The organism is Rhodoferax sp. (assembly GCF_018780565.1).
Lineage (GTDB): Bacteria > Pseudomonadota > Gammaproteobacteria > Burkholderiales > Burkholderiaceae_C > Rhodoferax.
Genome location: NZ_JADMJN010000016.1, coordinates 73,857 through 89,416, shown reverse-complemented (window position 1 = coordinate 89,416; position 15,560 = coordinate 73,857). Strand labels below are relative to the sequence as shown.

Here is a 15,560-nt window from a genome sequence, read left to right as displayed (position 1 = left end):
CAGGAAAGCTTCCCTATGAACCTAGCATTCCTCGGTGCCACCGGCACTGTTACTGGCTCAAAGACTCTCGTCACGCACGAGGGGAAGCAACTGCTCGTCGATTGCGGCCTGTTCCAGGGCTACAAGAACCTGCGGCTGATGAACTGGGAGCCTTTTCCCTTTGATCCAAAGCAACTCGACGCTGTCGTTCTGACGCACGCGCACCTAGATCATTCAGGGGCCTTGCCTCTGCTCGTCAAGCACGGCTTTCGGGGCCCGGTGTTCGCCACGCCATCCACGATCGATGTGTGTGGGGTGCTGCTGCCCGACAGCGGGAGGCTGCTGGAGGAAGACGCCGATTACGCCAATCGCCACCGGATCTCGAAGCACGAGCCGGCCTTGCCGCTGTACACGGAGGATGACGCCAAGCGCGCGCTGCGCCGGCTGGAGCCGCTGCCATTCGAGCAGTGCGCGGATGCAGCCGCCGGCATGGGCGTTCGCTTGCGGCCGGCCGGGCACATCCTCGGCGCCAGTTCGGTCGAGTTGACCATGAACGATACGACCGTGTTGTTCTCAGGCGACCTGGGCCGGCCGGACGATAGCATCATGCGGGCACCGTCGCCCATCGAGAGGGCCGACCATGTGGTGGTCGAATCGACCTACGGTGACCGGCTGCACGACACGCAGGATGGCGAGGCTGTCCTGGGCGAGGCGATCAAGCGCACGGCGGCGCGCGGGGGCATCGTGGTGATCCCCGCCTTTGCCGTGGGGCGGGCCCAGTCGCTGCTGTACGCCATCTACCGGTTGAAGGCACGTGCCGCTATTCCCGATCTGCCGGTGTTCCTCAACAGTCCGATGGCGATCGATATGACCGAGATCTACCACCGCCATCGTGCGGAACACCGGCTCTCGGTCGAGGAATGCATCGGCATGTGCACTGTCGCAAAAATGGTCCGCACGGTCGAGGAGTCGCGCGCGCTGGTGGCCCAGCGCCATCCGGCCATCATCGTGTCGGCCAGCGGCATGGCCACTGGCGGTCGCGTGCTGCACCACCTCAAGGCACTGGCCCCCGACCGGCGCAACACCATCATATTTGCAGGCTACCAGGCCGGCGGCACCCGTGGCGGCCGGATCGTCGCCGGCGAGCGCAGCATCCGCATTCACGGCGAGGAGGTCGCCGTCAACGCTGAGGTCGTATCGTTGCCCGGCATGTCAGCCCATGCCGATGCACAGCAGATTGTGCAATGGCTCGCCACGGCGCCGCGGCCACCGCGCGGGATCTATCTCAACCACGGCGAACCAGGTCCGGCCGACGCGCTGCGGCAACGCATCGAACGCGAACTCAGCTGGCCCACAACCGTCCCCCGCCTGGGCCAGACCGTAGAGATCCAGCCATGAATGCAACCGGACTGCGCCTACGTCCGCTGGGCATCGACACACAGCAGGAGTATGTGATCTACATGCGCCGCGACTGCCACGTCTGCCGCGCCGAGGGCTTCGAGTCGCTGACACGGGTGGAGGTGTGCCTGCGTGAGCGACTCATCATCGCAACGCTCAACGTGGTGCACTCCGAACTCCTGGCGACCGGCGAGGTCAGCCTGTCAACCAGCGCGTGGCGGGCCCTGGGCGCCGCGCCAGGCGACACTGTCACGGTGGGGCACGCGCCGACGCTCGACTCGCTGAGCGCGATGCGCGCCAAGATCTACGGCCATCGGCTCGACGTGCAGGCGTTCGATGCCATCATCGGCGACGTGGCTGCGGGCCGCTACTCCGACCTGCACATCGCGGCCTTCCTGAGTGCCTGCGCTGGCGGTCGCATGGACCTGCAGGAGACGATAGCGCTGACGCGGGCGATGGTCGACGTGGGAGACCGCATCGACTGGGGACGAACGCCCATTGCGGACAAGCATTGCGTCGGCGGCCTGCCGGGCAACCGCACGACCCCGATTGTGGTTGCGATCGTGGCGGCGGCTGGGCTGATCATGCCCAAGACCTCGTCGCGGGCGATCACATCACCCGCGGGCACGGCCGATGTGATGGAAACCCTGACCCGCGTTGATCTTGACGTGACGGCGATGCGGCGCGTCGTGGAGCGCGAGGGTGGCTGTCTCGTCTGGGGCGGCGCGCTGACCCTGAGTCCGGCCGACGACGTGCTGATACGCGTTGAGCGCCCGCTGGATCTCGACAGCGACGCCCAGCTCGTCGCTTCGGTCTTGTCCAAGAAGATCGCCGCCGGGGCGACCCATGCCTTGATTGACATCCCGGTCGGTCCGACCGCCAAGGTACGCAGCGAAGAAGACGCCCATGGTCTGCAGGCCTTGCTGGAACAGGTGGCGGCCGCGCATGGCCTGCAATTGCGTGTTCTGCTCACGCACGGCTCACAGCCGGTGGGACGGGGCGTTGGCCCCGCGCTCGAGGCGCACGACGTCCTGGCCGTATTGCGTGGCGCAGCCGCGGCACCCGTGGATCTGCGCATGCGTGCATTGGTGCTGGCCGGCGAGCTGCTGGAGTTCTGCGGCCACAGCATTCCTGGCACGGGCAGGTCAGAGGCCTGGCGCCTGCTCGACAGCGGTGCGGCGTGGACCAAGTTTCAGGCCATCTGCGAGGCCCAAGGGGGTCTGCGTGAACCCGGCGTCGCCCCCTTGCAAGAGGTTGTGACCGCCGAGCACGCTGGCTACGTCAGCGGCATCGACAGCCGGCGGCTTGCACGCGTCGCCAAACTGGCTGGGGCGCCCGGCGCCCCGACCGCTGGCCTCGATCTTCATGTGAAATTGGGTGATGAGGTCCAGCGCGGCATGCCCTTGTTCACGCTGCACGCCGAGGCGCCCGGGGAGCTCGCCTATGCAAAGCTCTACCTCGCAACACATCCATTCATCAAGCTGTCCGACACGGTGGCGCCATGAAACTCGTGGTGATCGCCATGCCCGGCAATGAGCGGCTCGCAGATCAACTGGCGGACCATCTGGCGCTGGAACGCGTCGCGGCCATTGTGCGGCGCTTCCCCGACGGGGAGTCGCATGTTCGGGTCGAAGCGTCGATCGAGGAGCGGCATGCACTCATCGTATGCACACTCGACCGCCCCGATGACAAGCTGGTGCCGCTCTTGTTGCTGTCCTGCGCTGTGCGCGAAGCCGGCGCACGCTCGGTGGGCCTCGTCGCACCCTACCTCGCCTACATGCGCCAGGACACGCGGTTCAAACCGGGCGAGACGATCAGTGCCCGGCATATCGGGGCGTGGATCTCCCGCCATGTTGACTGGTTGGTGACGGTTGATCCGCACCTGCACCGCATTGCGGATCTGTCGCAGGTCTACAGCATTCCATCGCGCATCGTCCCTGCCGCCGACAGTGTGGCACGCTGGGTGCGCTCGCAAGTTCGCCAGCCGCTACTGATCGGGCCTGACGAGGAAAGCGCCCAGTGGGTGGGCGCCGTGGCGCAACGCGCCAACGCGCCGTTTATCGTATTGACAAAACACCGCCGAGGTGACCGTGACGTCGAAGTCTCGGTACCCGACGTTGAGCGCTGGCAGTCGCACACGCCGGTGCTGGTGGATGACATCGTCTCGACCGCGCGGACCATGATCGAAACCGTCGGTCATCTGCGCCGGGCCGGTCTTGCTGCCCCTGTGTGCGTGGCCGTGCATGCGGTGTTCGCGCAAACGGCGTTCGAGGACCTGCGCGTGGCTGGCGCGACCGACATCGTGAGCTGCGACACGATCGAGCATCCTTCCAACCGCATCGCGCTGGCACCAGCCATCGCCGCCAGTGTGCGCGAGTTGCTGCCATAAACCAAACCGAATCATCCAGGAGGTTGCCATGTCATTCATCCGTTCCAAATTCGCTGCATTCTTCACACTGGCTCTGCTCGCGCTCGCGCCGTCGATCACCCTGGCTCAAGCACGCCTGGAGCGCGAAGGCGTGGTGCTGTACTGGGGCCTCGTGCCGGCCGCCATCGTGTCGCAGAAGCATGCGCTTGAAGAGATGCACGGAATCGTACCGAAGGACGGTGGCCAGATTCATCACCTCGTCGTCGCCCTCTTCAATGCCGATGGCAAACGCATTGAGGACGCCGTGGTGCACGCCCAACTCAGTGAGTCCGGGATCATCGCTTCGCCGCCGAAGTATCTGACGCCGATGAGCGTCGACGGCCAAATGACCTATGGCCAGTTGTTCTCGACCGTCAGGAACGGACCTTACCGCTTCCGCGTCCTCGTCAAGCTGCCCAGCCGAGCGGCTGAGATCGAGTTCGAGGTGTCGGCCTGGTCGTCTCATCGCGAAACCCCCTGAGAGGCCTACCGCGAACACTCACTGACATATGAAGTTCCCGATGCAATTCAACAGTTCGAAGCTCGCCCGGGAGAAGGCTACTCGCTATCGCGGTCGTCGTGCATTTCTTTATGTAAAAAATCCAACAATGAAGGAGGTCGACAGAGATGAGAAACACTTCGCCCCTTAAGCGGGACAACGCTAGTCCAGTCACGGCCCAGGAACCGGCCATTCGCATCTTCGAGCGCCTGATGCGCGGTTACGACGGATCAGCTGCACTGCGGCTCTGGAACAACACGCTACATGCGCCCGACGACGAGTCGCCGATTTTCACTCTGGTGTTGCGCGATCCGGCTCTGCTGCGCCGGCTGGTTCTCGAGCGCAATCCGCTGTTGCTGGCAGACGCCTATTTTCGGGGATTGCTTGATTTCGAGGGCGATGTGTACAGTGCAATTTCCTTAACGAATCACTTCGATCGCCTGTCGCTGACCTGGCGCGACAAGCTGGCCCTGCTGCGTGACGCCTGGCGCCTGCCCGACGGGACGGAAGCTAAGCTCAAGCCAGCGAACACAATGGCTTCCCGGTTCGCACGGCGCTTCTCACATCGCCACTCAAAAGACAGCGACCACGCCGCAATCTCGTTTCATTACGACGTCTCAAATGACTTCTTCCGCGTGTGGCTCGACGAGGAGCGTGTTTACTCCTGTGCCTATTTCACGAGCGCGGACGAATCGCTGGATCAGGCGCAGCGCAACAAGCTGGAGCACATCTGCCGCAAGCTTCGGCTGCAGCCCGGCGAGCGGCTGCTCGATATTGGCTGTGGCTGGGGCTCACTGGTGTGCTGGGCGGCCAGGCACCACGGCGTGCGGGCCCATGGGATTACGCTGAGCCGTCAGCAGCTCGAGTATGCGCAGCAACGCATCCGGGCCGACGGACTGCAGGATCTGGTCACCATCGAACTGCGCGACTATCGGGATCTCGCCGGCGAAGGCGTTTACGACAAGGTATCGAGCGTTGGCATGTTCGAGCATGTGGGCCTGGCCAACCTGCCGACCTACCTGGCGACCGTCCGGCGTGTCCTGCGTCCAGGCGGACTGTTCCTCAATCACGGCATCACGCACGACGAGGAGGGCTGGAATAAGACAGTGGCCACCGAGTTCATCAACCGCTACGTCTTTCCGGACGGCGAGCTCGATTGCGTCAGCAACATCCAGCTCGGCATGGAGCGTGCCGGTTTCGAAATCCACGACGTCGAGGGCCTGCGCCCACACTACGCGCTGACGCTGCGGCATTGGGTACAGCGGCTGGAGGCCAACCGTGAAGCGGCGTTGCGCGAGGTCGACGAGCCGACCTATCGCGTCTGGCGGCTGTACATGGCCGCCTGCGCGCTGGAGTTCGAATCCGGCGGAACAGGCATCTACCAGATCCTCGCGTCCAAGCCCAACCGGGGCGAGTGGCCGGTTCCGCTGTCGAGGCGCGATCTCTACGTAGGCCGAGACGGACGTTTCGGGGAGGTGAACTGAATGTGCTTCTCTGCCACCGCGAGCTTTTCGGCGGGCGCCTTCCTGCTCGGGCTCGGTACGCTCACGCTGAAGTCGGCGCGTCGCCCGCGCGAACTGCCATTCGCCGCCATCCCGCTGCTGTTCGCGATCCAGCAACTGATCGAGGGCGTGATCTGGCTGACATTCCGCTACGAGGCTCCGCTGCTCAACGCGGTGATGACGCATGTGTATTCTTTCTTCTCGCATGTGCTGTGGCCGATCTATGTGCCCGTGGCGGTGCTGCTGATCGAACCGCCGGGGCGGCGCCAGCGAGCGCTGCTCGTGTTCGTTGCCGCCGGCGTCGCGGTGGGTGCGTACCTGCTGTACTTCCTGGTGGCCTTTCCGGTCGTCTCGCGACCAACCGGCCAGCACATCGAATACGTTTCGCCGCACTTCTTTGCCGCGGTGACGATGACGCTGTATCTGCTGTCAACTACCGTGAGTCCATTGCTGTCGACACACAGAATGGTAAAGGCCTTCGGCGTGCTTGCGCTGTTGTCCTTTGCTGGGGCCTACTACTTCTATGCAATTTGGTTCATCTCTGTGTGGTGCTTCTTCGCCGCGCTGTTGAGTATCGTCGTCTACCTCCACTTTTTTCCACAATCCATCCTCGCGAAAAAGGCCAGCGTATGAACACCGTGAAGACTTTTGCAGTCCACGGCCTGTTGTCGTCCATGTCCACCCCAGGCGTTGAGAAGCGGTCGTCGCGCCTGTCCGGTGTGACGACAGTGCAGATCAACTATGTGGCAATCGAAAGCGCTAACGTGGTGCGGATGAAGAGCGACTCGTTCGACGTCTTCGGCGCGATCGAAGTGCCGAGCGCCACGCTGCGAAAGATGTACCAGAACCAGTGGCGCGGTGGCCTTCCCGCTGGCTGCCGACGTGTTCTACCCGCTCATGATCAGTACGGACGTCGCTGCCATTGCAGTGTCGCGCAGTTCTCTGCTGGTTGCCATCAACGCACTGATGCTCAAGCGCACGCGGCTCGCCGGCATCCGTCGGGACAGTGCCAGTGCAGCGACGGCGGTTACGGCCACCCGTGCCTCAGAGGAGCCAGGCGATGAAGCGTTTAACCCCCTTGACGCCATCGAGCCATGCGGCGATGGCGCTGCTTGGAGCTGCAGTTTTCGTGGTCGCGCTGGGCTACGGTGCTGGGTTGCCGTTGCTTCAGCTTTACCTGTCGCAGTACCTAGGGTCCGCCGAGCCGCAGCAGATCGCCTGGCATGTCGGCATGCTGGGCGGCGTCTATTCGTTCGCACTGTTCCTGTTTGCGCCCTGGTGGGGTCGTCTTTCCGATCGGTATGGCAGGACGGTGGTTCTGATGGCCGGCTTTGCCGCCTTTCTGGTTGGCGATGCCGTCGCTGCGCTTGCGCCCACCCTCAGCATAGTTTATGCAGCCCGCTTGCTGGCTGGGGCAGGTGCGGCCGCGATCCTGCCGACCGCCCAGGCCTACATCGCCGATATCAGCACACCTGGTGATCGAAGCCGCCGTTTTGTACTGCTCGGCAGCGCTTCGTTCATTGGTTTTTTTGCCGGCCCCGCGTTTGGAACCTGGCTCGCAGGCCCTGTCATGGGAGTGAGCGTCGGGCAAATGACAAGCATGGTCAACTGGCCTGCCCTGGTCATTGCCGTCGGTGGGATTCCGATCCTGCTGCTGGCCCCATGGAGCCTGGGTCGTAATCGCTCCACGGCCGAATTGCCACCGACGCCACCAACAACGGTCCAACGCCGGCGCTTTATCCTTGCGTCAATGGTGCTTGCTTTGCTCGCGTCATTCGCAGTGGGCACCTTCGAAGTCGGGTTCAATCTCTTTGGTGGACAGACGCTCGGCCTGACCAATGGAACGATGGCAATCATGTTCGTCACCTGTAGTGTGGCGATGCTCGTCGCTCAGTCGACGATGCTTTTACCGGCTGTGAGGCGTCGTATCGACCATCGTTGGGTTGCCGCGACCTTTGTCGCCTCGGCGCTCGCGTTGAGTTTCACAGCCCTTGTTTCCGATGCCGGCGCGCTCGGTCTGTTGATCGCCGTCGTGGCCACCGGTGTTGGCATGATCGGACCGGTCCTGTCCTACGAACTGCTGGAGCGTGACGCAAGTGCACGCGGCGCGCTGCTGGGCCGACAGGCCGCGGCGGGCAACCTGGGTCAGGCGCTCGGATCGGTTAGTGCCGGCTCCCTCTTCGCGTTGCACCCCGCCGCGCCGTTTTGGCTAGCGGCGATCGTCCTGCTGTTCGGCGCTGGTGCTGCATACGCGCTGTGGGGTACGGCGCGTGACGACGAGATATCCTCGCAGAACACATTGGAGGTCGAGCATGACGACTGACAGTCGCCTTCGCGAACCTTCGTTATGGCGCTGGGCGGCCATGGGCTGCTGCGGCCCGACCCGGCCCCTGAGCCAGAAAAACCAACTTGTCAACGTGTGCCACGCTGCGGTGCAACTGTTGGGGCTGGCATTGAAACATACCCTGATACTGAAACCCGGCAACGGTCCACAGGTCGGTCTGCTGGCGCGTCCGCCGGCAGCCGACGCAAACTTCAAGGTTGCTCCTGACCGTGGTGTGATTCAGCCGCTCGTGCCAGTGCTGAAGGTCAGAAGGAGAACGATACTAGGGCGTGCTACTGCGACGCTTGTTGCGTCCGCGTGGTACGGAGTCGCCGCAAGTCCGGTGTTCACCCAGCAGCGGGGCGGGATGTCATGCGGCTGATCACGCATGCCCTTGAGTTCGGGCACAACCTGGGTATTCGCCGCTGGGTGGGACGACTTGTCCCCTATGCCGACCGTTGGTGGTTCCCACCGCTCATTGCGGTGCTGTCCGCTGCAGCCACCTTGAGCCTCACGGTTCCGGTGGGACCGATGCTGATAGCGCTGGTCGCGTTCAATCCGCGCCGCTGGCGCACCGTGGTCGTGTGGTCGGTGCTCGGGAGCGCCATCGCAGGAGCACTGTTCACCCACTTGCTGGGTCACTTTGGCACCGTATGGATCAATGACCGTCTGCCGCAGTTGGCGGCCTCGAAGCACTGGCACTACCTTGTGAGTTGGGTATCGAGTTACGGCTTTGTCACGCTGGCAGCGATTGCCGCATCACCGTTCGCTCAGACACCGGCGCTGATTCTCGCGGCGCTGCTCGGATTGCCGTGGCCCGAAGTGGTCGGCGCGCTGCTACTGGGCAAGGGACTCAAGTATTCCTTGGTCGGTGCCGTGACGGCGCACGCGACCGGTGTACCGATGGACGGCATCAAAACGGAACTGGACACCCGTCCGCTATCGGACTAGCATCATTTAACTTCAACGGAGAAATCGAAATGCGCAAAATTTTTACTTTATTTTTGGCACTGCTGGCTCTTGGCCTCAGCGGCTGCGGCTACAACACGTTCCAAACCACGGACGAACAAATCAAGGCGAGTTGGTCGGAGGTCGTCAACCAGTACCAGCGCCGCGCGGATCTGGTCCCCAATCTCGTCAACACCGTCAAGGGCGAGGCCAAGTTCGAGCAGGACACGCTGACCAAAGTGATCGAAGCGCGTTCGAAGGCTACATCGATCCAGGCCACCCCGGAACTGATCAACGATCCTGCGGCATTCCAGAAATTCCAGCAGGCGCAGGGCGAATTGACCGGGGCGTTGTCGAGGCTGATGGCTGTTTCAGAGAACTATCCGAGCTTGCGGGCCAATCAGGGTTTTCGGGATCTGCAGGCGCAGTTGGAAGGGACGGAGAACCGTATCACGGTGGCGCGCAACCGCTACATCAAGTCGGTGCAGGACTACAACGTGACGGTGCGATCCTTCCCCTCCAATTTGACCGCAATGGTGTTTGGCTACAAGCAAAAGGCCAACTTCGCCGTCGAGAACGAAAAGGAAATCTCCAGGTCGCCGAGCGTCAGTTTTGACGCCGCGCCGGTCCAGCCCAAAGGCGTCGCTTCGGAAGCTACCAAGTGATCACCCCGAGTACCGCGAGGGGGGCGACCAGAGCGTTACTGTTTGCGGTCACGCTTTGCTGGTCCCTTGTTGTCTCAGCACAGATTGCAGTCCCGCCTTTGACGGGGCATGTCATCGACCAGACCGGCACGCTGACCGTAGAGCAGAAGTCCTCTTTGGAGCAATCCCTGACAGCGTTTGAAGCCAGGAAAGGGAGTCAGCTGGCTGTCTTAATGATTCCTTCGTCAGCCCCAGAAGCCATTGAGCCCTACGCCTTGCGTGTTGCAGAGCAATGGAAACTCGGACGTAAGAAGGTCGATGACGGTGCCATCCTGGTCATCGCCAAGGACGACCGCACCCTGCGCATCGAGGTGGGATACGGCCTGGAAGGGGCGCTCAACGATGCCACCAGCAAACGTATCATCAGCGAAACCATTCTGCCGCGGTTCAAGCAGCAAGATTTCTATGGTGGCATTAATGCCGGTGTGGGGCAAATAATCAGTGTCATTGATGGTGAGCCCTTGCCGGCACCGAGCGAGAAGCCTACCGGAAACATCGGAGATCTTCGACAGTACGCCCCCATTGTCTTCATTCTAGCCATCGTAGTCGGCGGCGTTCTGCGGGCTACGTTAGGCCGAGTTCCAGGCGCGCTGGTCACGGGCGGAGCCGTGGCCGTGCTTGCCTGGTTTGTAGCTGGCGCCGTATCTGTGGCGTTGCTTGCTGGCGTGATGGCGCTATTCGTCACGTTGCTGGGTGGTGGCATGCGCGGACATGGACTTGGCGGCTACTACGGTGGTGGCCGAGGCGGTGGTGGTTTCAGCGGTGGCGGTGGCGGCTTCGGTGGCGGCGGTGCGTCGGGAAGGTGGTGAGCATGAATATCAAACGCATAGTGAAACATTTGCTGACGACCCATGGACAGGTCAGGCGGGCCTTTCCCGAGAGCACATTGATGATGATTGAGAAAGCGATCAAGGCCAGCGAGACCGCCCACGTCGGAGAAATCCGTTTCGCAGTAGAGGATGCTCTGGACGGCGTGCCACTGTTCAAGGGGCAGTCGGCCAGAGCGCGCGCGATTGAAGTTTTTTCTCAACTGCGCGTGTGGGATACGCAACACAACAATGGCTTGCTGATTTACGTGCTGCTCGCCGATCGGGCGGTGGAGATTGTTGCTGATCGCGGGATTGACGCCAAGGTGAGCGCGCAAGAATGGAATAAAGTGTGTCACCAGATGGAGGCAGCCTTCAAACAAGCGAACTATGAAGGTGGCGTGGTCAGCGGCGTGCAGGCGGTGACGCAGCATTTGGTGGCGCATTTCCCCGCTGACGGTCGCAGCCGCAATGAATTGCCGGACAAGCCGGTGCTGCTGTGAGGCCAGCAACGACGGAGCGGGTGATGCGCAGGGTCTAGGTGAGAGCTGGTCCCGCTTTCTGAAACAGTATTCCCCGATTTGTTTCGTTTCAGCAAGGGTATGTGTGATGCCGCACAGACGTTGGCAGGACGCCCACGTAAATTGACTTCGATGTTTTACTGGAGAAAATTTATGAAGACCTTGCTTTTTATGGCTGTTGGCATGACGTCGCTGTTCAGCAGCGGTGCTTCGTTCGCGCAAAACGGAAACATGATGAACGGCGGCACATGGGGTGTCGGTTCGATGGGCGAATACGGCGGGATATGGATGCCGATCTTGCTGGTCATCGTGGTTGCTGGCGTTGTGGCATGGATCGTCAAGCGAGGCGGCAAGTGATCAAAATCGAATATCCCGCGCCAGCCTCAACTTTATTTAACCCACACAGGAGTCTTTTATGACCCATTTCCGTTTCATTCCACTTGCTCTCGCCATCGCCACCGCCAGCACCTTGGTCGCTTGCAACACGGCCCCGACGATGCCCATGGGCTCCGCATCTGCCAACAGCATGGCCACCCCCGATATGGCCAGAATGGATGCGCAGATGAAGACCATGCGCGATATGCACGAAAAGATGATGAACGCCAAGACCCCGGAAGATCGTAGTAAGCTGATGGCCGAACATATGAAAGCTATGCAGGGCGGAATGGCAATGATGGGCGACATGTCTGATGCAAGCATGGGCAACAAGGGCGTGCGGGGGATGACTGGCGACATGGGTGCCCAGCATCAGATGATGGCCAAGCGCATGGAGATGATGCAGACCATGATGACCATGATGATGGACCGAATGCCAGTTGCACCGTCCAAGTGAGGCGGCGCCAGGTCTAACGCCGCGATCGACCAAGCGAGGTTCCCCACAAGACGTGGCGCCGTCAATTGTTAATACGACTAGTTTGAAGAGCCTGAATATGAAAACTATTGATCTGGAAGTTGACGGCATGAGCTGTGGCTCATGCGTCAAGCATGTCACGCAGGCGCTGCAGCCCCTCGCGGGTGTGAGCGGGGTGGATGTTGATCTGCAGTCCGGCCATGTCCGGGTACGCGGTGATTTCCAGCAAGGCAGCGATTTCATGGTTTCGGCCTTGACTGCGGCGGGCTATCCCGCACGACTGGCCACGTCTTCTGAATCGACCGCGCAGCCCAAGACATCGAGCTGCCACAGCGGCACCACAGGTGGTTGTGGTTGCGGCTGACGGCCGTGGAAGACGCAGCTCGAGCAACTAACTATTCTGGAAGGAAATGATCATGACCCCTAGCGAACGAACATCAACGCCCGTGTCCCGGCCCTACGGATTTCACGCCCATCTTGGCAAGACCGACTTCGCCGCCGCGGTCGAGCGCGTGACTGCCGCCCTGAAGACGGAGGGCTTCGGCGTCCTGACCGAGATCGACGTGCAGGCGACGATGAAGAACAAGTTGAACATCGACGTTTCAGCGCATCGCATTCTGGGCGCCTGCAACCCGCCGCTGGCGCACCGCGCGCTGACGGCCGAACCCGACATCGGCCTGCTGCTGCCGTGCAATGTGGCCGTGCGCCAGGATGGCGGCGGCGAGGTGACGGTCGGCTTCATCGACCCGATAGCGATGCTGCAAATGACCGACAACCCGGAGGTGGCCCAGGTGGCGCAAGAGGCGCGCGAGCGGCTGCAGCGCGTGTGCGCCGCGCTGGCCTGACCAGAACAAGACCATGAACTCCGCCAGTACCACCAGCACTGGCAGTTTTGCCAGCCCCCCGTCGGTCGCCAATGCGGGCGGCACGATCTACACCTGTCCGATGCACCCCGAGGTACGCCAGGACCATCCCGGCAACTGCCCGAAGTGCGGGATGACACTGGAGCCGATGCTGCCTGAGCTGGGGGACGACGACAACCCCGAGTTGCGTGATTTCCAGCGCCGCTTCTGGTGGACCTTGCCGCTGACCGCGATCGTCTTCGTGCTCGCCATGTTCGGCCACCGACTGCAGTGGATGGACATGGCGCTGCAGAGCTGGGTCGAACTGGTCATCGCGACGCCCATCGTGCTGTGGGCGGGCTGGCCCTTCTTCACCCGTGGCTGGCAGTCGGTGGTGAATCACAGCCCCAATATGTGGACCTTGATCGGGCTCGGTACCGGCGCCGCATTCGTCTACAGCGTGGTGGCGACGGTGGCGCCACAGGTATTTCCGGCCTCCTTCGTCTCGATGGGTCGGGTCGCCGTCTATTTTGAAGCGGCGGCCGTGATCATCTCGCTCACCTTGCTGGGCCAGGTGCTTGAGCTCAAGGCCCGGTCACAGACATCAGCCGCCATTAAGTCCTTGCTGGGTCTCGCACCGAAGACCGCCCGACGCATCCGTGACGACGGCAGCGAAGAAGATGTGCCCTTGACCCACGTCCATGTGGGCGATGTGTTGCGCATCCGCCCAGGGGAGAAGGTGCCCGTGGACGGGACGATTACCGAAGGCAGTAGTGCGGTCGATGAGTCCATGCTGACGGGTGAACCGCTGCCGGTGACCAAGCGCGTGGGGGACAAGGTGATCGGCGCGACACTCAACACCAGTGGCGCCTTGGTGATGCGGTCCGAGCGGGTGGGCGCCAGCACGGTACTCGCGCAAATCGTGCAGATGGTGGCACAAGCCCAGCGTTCCAGGGCTCCGATGCAGCGCATGGCTGACCTGGTGGCGGGCTACTTTGTCATGACCGTCGTGGCCATCGCCGCGCTGACTTTCTTGGCGTGGGGATTGTTTGGGCCCGAGCCCAGTTGGGTCTTCGGCCTGATCAATGCGGTCGCGGTTCTGATCATCGCCTGTCCTTGCGCCCTGGGCCTGGCCACGCCCATGTCCATCATGGTGGCCACCGGTCTGGGCGCCACACGGGGCGTGCTGTTCCGTGATGCGGCCGCCATCGAAAACCTGCGCAAAGTCGACACCCTCATCATCGACAAGACCGGCACCCTGACCGAGGGCCGCCCGGCGTTTGACCGCGCCGTTCCCGCCGCGGGCTTTGAGGCGGACGACGTATTGCGCCTGGCCGCGAGCCTGGACCAGGGCAGCGAGCACCCGCTGGCCCAGACCATCGTGCAGGCCGCCCGGGAGCGCGGCATGACGCTGGACAAGCCGGAGAACTTCGAGTCCGGTTCAGGCATCGGCGTACGCGGGCAGGTCGCAGGGCGCCAGCTGGCGCTTGGCAACACCACGATGATGGCGCAAATCGGCGTCTCGGTTGCGCCTCTGGTGTCAGAGGCCGAGGCCTTGCGCGCCGAGGGTGCCAGCGTGATGCATCTGGCCGTTGATGGGCAGTTGGCGGGCCTGCTGGCCGTGTCCGATCCGATCAAGCCCAGTACGCCCGAAGCCTTGGCGACCCTGAAGGCGGCCGGCCTGCGCATCGTGATGGCCACCGGCGACGGCCTGACCACGGCCAAGGCGGTTGGTGCGCGCCTGGGCATTGACGAGGTGCACGGGGAAGTCAAACCGGCGGACAAGCTGCTGCTGGTCGAGCGACTGCAGAAGGAAGGGCGCATCGTGGCGATGGCGGGGGACGGCATCAACGATGCACCGGCTTTGGCCAAAGCCGATGTCGGCGTGGCCATGGGTACCGGGACCGATGTCGCGATGAACAGCGCACAGCTGACGCTGGTCAAGGGTGACTTGCGGGGGATCGCCATCGCGCGGGCGTTGTCGGAAGCCACTGTCGCCAACATGAAACAGAACTTGCTGTTCGCCCTCCTGTACAACACGCTGGGAATCCCGATCGCGGCGGGTGTGCTGTACCCGCTGACGGGCTGGCTGCTGTCGCCGATGATCGCGGCCCTCGCCATGAGCTTCAGTTCCGTGTCGGTGATCGGCAATGCACTGCGTCTGCGACGTAGTCGGGTGTGAATCCGCGCTACCAGTTCCATCGCGAAGCGACGGCCGACATCGCGGCCAGGCCTCAAACCGTGTTCGACCTGCTGGACGACCACAAGCGACTGGCCGGACACATGGAGAAGCCGTCGCTGATGATGGCCGGTGGCACGATGCAAATAGAAACCGATAAGCGCCGTGGCCAGGCCGTCGGATCTCAGATCCGGGTGAAGGGACGCGTGCTGGGCATTCCCTTATCGGTCGAAGAGACAGTCATTGAATACGAGCCCCCGCTTCGAAAGACCTGGGAAACCAGCGCAGAGCCCAAGTTGCTGGTGATTGGACGCTATCGCATGGGTTTTGACCTGACCCCGCATGCCGACAAGACGCGGTTGCGCGTATGGATCGACTACGTTCTTCCCGATGGCGTGTTGGCACGCTGGCTCGGAAGACTCCTGAGCAATGTTTACGCAAATTGGTGTGTGAGCCGCATGATCGGAGATGCGAAGAAAGCTTTTTGATTGTTTTTCGCTGGCGGCAGGCTCTTGCAGGGAGTCTCATATTGGGTTTGACGCACAGTCGTCGCGTCGTCCAACTTGACGAACGCTTGAATCTTGCTCAAATGTAACTTTGCC

The 15,560-nt window shown here is 62.4% G+C and carries 18 protein-coding genes and 1 pseudogene; all 19 read left to right on the top strand.

The annotated features are described in order from the left end of the window. Window positions 1-15: 15 nt before the first annotated feature. The 19 genes and pseudogenes from IV109_RS18950 to IV109_RS18860 all read left to right on the top strand — a co-directional run bounded on the left by IV109_RS18950 (window position 16) and on the right by IV109_RS18860 (window position 15,446). Window positions 16-1,377: an MBL fold metallo-hydrolase gene (locus IV109_RS18950; RefSeq protein ID WP_296700648.1), complete on the top strand. Its 1,362-nt coding sequence runs from the start codon at window positions 16-18 to the stop codon at window positions 1,375-1,377. Continuing rightward, a complete protein-coding gene (locus IV109_RS18945) occupies window positions 1,374-2,882 on the top strand; it encodes a thymidine phosphorylase family protein (protein WP_296700646.1) in 1,509 nt (502 codons plus the stop codon). Before IV109_RS18950 ends, IV109_RS18945 begins: the two co-directional genes overlap by 4 nt. Then, window positions 2,879-3,766, top strand: coding sequence for a ribose-phosphate pyrophosphokinase (locus tag IV109_RS18940; protein ID WP_296700643.1), 888 nt, complete (start codon window positions 2,879-2,881; stop codon window positions 3,764-3,766). The genes IV109_RS18945 and IV109_RS18940 overlap by 4 nt, the downstream gene beginning before the upstream one ends. 28 nt (window positions 3,767-3,794) lie before the next feature. Continuing rightward, window positions 3,795-4,265 (top strand): hypothetical protein, encoded by a 471-nt coding sequence (locus tag IV109_RS18935; RefSeq protein WP_296700640.1) that lies wholly within the window; start codon window positions 3,795-3,797, stop codon window positions 4,263-4,265. A gap of 146 nt (window positions 4,266-4,411) precedes the next feature. Then, window positions 4,412-5,767 carry a cyclopropane-fatty-acyl-phospholipid synthase family protein gene (locus tag IV109_RS18930; RefSeq protein WP_296700637.1) on the top strand — a complete coding sequence of 452 codons (1,356 nt, stop codon included), beginning with the start codon at window positions 4,412-4,414 and terminating at the stop codon, window positions 5,765-5,767. Continuing rightward, entirely contained in the window at window positions 5,768-6,418 is a 651-nt protein-coding gene (locus IV109_RS18925) for a DUF6629 family protein (RefSeq protein ID WP_296700635.1), read from the top strand. It begins immediately after the preceding gene. Between the two features lie 110 nt (window positions 6,419-6,528). Then, window positions 6,529-6,799 (top strand): annotated as a pseudogene (locus tag IV109_RS18920) (ATPase P); the annotation flags it as partial. Window positions 6,800-6,845: 46 nt separating this feature from the next. Then, entirely contained in the window at window positions 6,846-8,108 is a 1,263-nt protein-coding gene (locus tag IV109_RS18915) for an MFS transporter (RefSeq protein ID WP_296700632.1), read from the top strand. Beyond that, window positions 8,098-8,490 carry a hypothetical protein gene (locus IV109_RS18910; RefSeq protein WP_296700628.1) on the top strand — a complete coding sequence of 131 codons (393 nt, stop codon included), beginning with the start codon at window positions 8,098-8,100 and terminating at the stop codon, window positions 8,488-8,490. Before IV109_RS18915 ends, IV109_RS18910 begins: the two co-directional genes overlap by 11 nt. Further along, window positions 8,481-9,059: a hypothetical protein gene (locus IV109_RS18905; RefSeq protein ID WP_296700625.1), complete on the top strand. Its 579-nt coding sequence runs from the start codon at window positions 8,481-8,483 to the stop codon at window positions 9,057-9,059. The genes IV109_RS18910 and IV109_RS18905 overlap by 10 nt, the downstream gene beginning before the upstream one ends. Before the next feature lie 29 nt (window positions 9,060-9,088). Continuing rightward, complete coding sequence (locus IV109_RS18900) at window positions 9,089-9,721, top strand: LemA family protein (protein WP_296700622.1); 633 nt, start codon at window positions 9,089-9,091, stop codon at window positions 9,719-9,721. A gap of 38 nt (window positions 9,722-9,759) precedes the next feature. After that, window positions 9,760-10,569: a YgcG family protein gene (locus IV109_RS18895; RefSeq protein WP_296700743.1), complete on the top strand. Its 810-nt coding sequence runs from the start codon at window positions 9,760-9,762 to the stop codon at window positions 10,567-10,569. Between the two features lie 2 nt (window positions 10,570-10,571). Beyond that, window positions 10,572-11,069: a TPM domain-containing protein gene (locus IV109_RS18890; protein ID WP_296700620.1), complete on the top strand. Its 498-nt coding sequence runs from the start codon at window positions 10,572-10,574 to the stop codon at window positions 11,067-11,069. Between the two features lie 171 nt (window positions 11,070-11,240). Next, complete coding sequence (locus IV109_RS18885; RefSeq protein ID WP_296700618.1) at window positions 11,241-11,444, top strand: hypothetical protein; 204 nt, start codon at window positions 11,241-11,243, stop codon at window positions 11,442-11,444. Window positions 11,445-11,502: 58 nt separating this feature from the next. Continuing rightward, entirely contained in the window at window positions 11,503-11,919 is a 417-nt protein-coding gene (locus IV109_RS18880) for a hypothetical protein (RefSeq protein ID WP_296700615.1), read from the top strand. Window positions 11,920-12,016: 97 nt separating this feature from the next. Then, entirely contained in the window at window positions 12,017-12,301 is a 285-nt protein-coding gene (locus IV109_RS18875) for a heavy metal-associated domain-containing protein (RefSeq protein WP_296700612.1), read from the top strand. Window positions 12,302-12,353: 52 nt separating this feature from the next. Continuing rightward, window positions 12,354-12,782, top strand: coding sequence for a DUF302 domain-containing protein (locus IV109_RS18870; RefSeq protein ID WP_296700610.1), 429 nt, complete (start codon window positions 12,354-12,356; stop codon window positions 12,780-12,782). 100 nt (window positions 12,783-12,882) lie between these two features. Then, the gene (locus tag IV109_RS18865) at window positions 12,883-14,961 is read left to right on the top strand and encodes a copper-translocating P-type ATPase (protein ID WP_296700740.1); all 2,079 of its coding nucleotides are present in this window, start codon (window positions 12,883-12,885) and stop codon (window positions 14,959-14,961) included. Continuing rightward, a complete protein-coding gene (locus tag IV109_RS18860) occupies window positions 14,958-15,446 on the top strand; it encodes an SRPBCC family protein (protein WP_296700607.1) in 489 nt (162 codons plus the stop codon). Before IV109_RS18865 ends, IV109_RS18860 begins: the two co-directional genes overlap by 4 nt. Window positions 15,447-15,560 lie beyond the last annotated feature (114 nt).

What these genes read in the sequence shown, in the direction of transcription:
- IV109_RS18950 (WP_296700648.1), top strand. Translation starts at nt 16, where the DNA reads ATGAACCTAGCATTCCTCGGTGCCACCGGCACTGTTACTGGCTCAAAG.
- IV109_RS18945 (WP_296700646.1), top strand. Translation starts at nt 1,374, where the DNA reads ATGAATGCAACCGGACTGCGCCTACGTCCGCTGGGCATCGACACACAG.
- IV109_RS18940 (WP_296700643.1), top strand. Translation starts at nt 2,879, where the DNA reads ATGAAACTCGTGGTGATCGCCATGCCCGGCAATGAGCGGCTCGCAGAT.
- IV109_RS18935 (WP_296700640.1), top strand. Translation starts at nt 3,795, where the DNA reads ATGTCATTCATCCGTTCCAAATTCGCTGCATTCTTCACACTGGCTCTG.
- IV109_RS18930 (WP_296700637.1), top strand. Translation starts at nt 4,412, where the DNA reads ATGAGAAACACTTCGCCCCTTAAGCGGGACAACGCTAGTCCAGTCACG.
- IV109_RS18925 (WP_296700635.1), top strand. Translation starts at nt 5,768, where the DNA reads ATGTGCTTCTCTGCCACCGCGAGCTTTTCGGCGGGCGCCTTCCTGCTC.
- IV109_RS18915 (WP_296700632.1), top strand. Translation starts at nt 6,846, where the DNA reads ATGAAGCGTTTAACCCCCTTGACGCCATCGAGCCATGCGGCGATGGCG.
- IV109_RS18910 (WP_296700628.1), top strand. Translation starts at nt 8,098, where the DNA reads ATGACGACTGACAGTCGCCTTCGCGAACCTTCGTTATGGCGCTGGGCG.
- IV109_RS18905 (WP_296700625.1), top strand. Translation starts at nt 8,481, where the DNA reads ATGCGGCTGATCACGCATGCCCTTGAGTTCGGGCACAACCTGGGTATT.
- IV109_RS18900 (WP_296700622.1), top strand. Translation starts at nt 9,089, where the DNA reads ATGCGCAAAATTTTTACTTTATTTTTGGCACTGCTGGCTCTTGGCCTC.
- IV109_RS18890 (WP_296700620.1), top strand. Translation starts at nt 10,572, where the DNA reads ATGAATATCAAACGCATAGTGAAACATTTGCTGACGACCCATGGACAG.
- IV109_RS18885 (WP_296700618.1), top strand. Translation starts at nt 11,241, where the DNA reads ATGAAGACCTTGCTTTTTATGGCTGTTGGCATGACGTCGCTGTTCAGC.
- IV109_RS18880 (WP_296700615.1), top strand. Translation starts at nt 11,503, where the DNA reads ATGACCCATTTCCGTTTCATTCCACTTGCTCTCGCCATCGCCACCGCC.
- IV109_RS18875 (WP_296700612.1), top strand. Translation starts at nt 12,017, where the DNA reads ATGAAAACTATTGATCTGGAAGTTGACGGCATGAGCTGTGGCTCATGC.
- IV109_RS18870 (WP_296700610.1), top strand. Translation starts at nt 12,354, where the DNA reads ATGACCCCTAGCGAACGAACATCAACGCCCGTGTCCCGGCCCTACGGA.
- IV109_RS18865 (WP_296700740.1), top strand. Translation starts at nt 12,883, where the DNA reads ATGCACCCCGAGGTACGCCAGGACCATCCCGGCAACTGCCCGAAGTGC.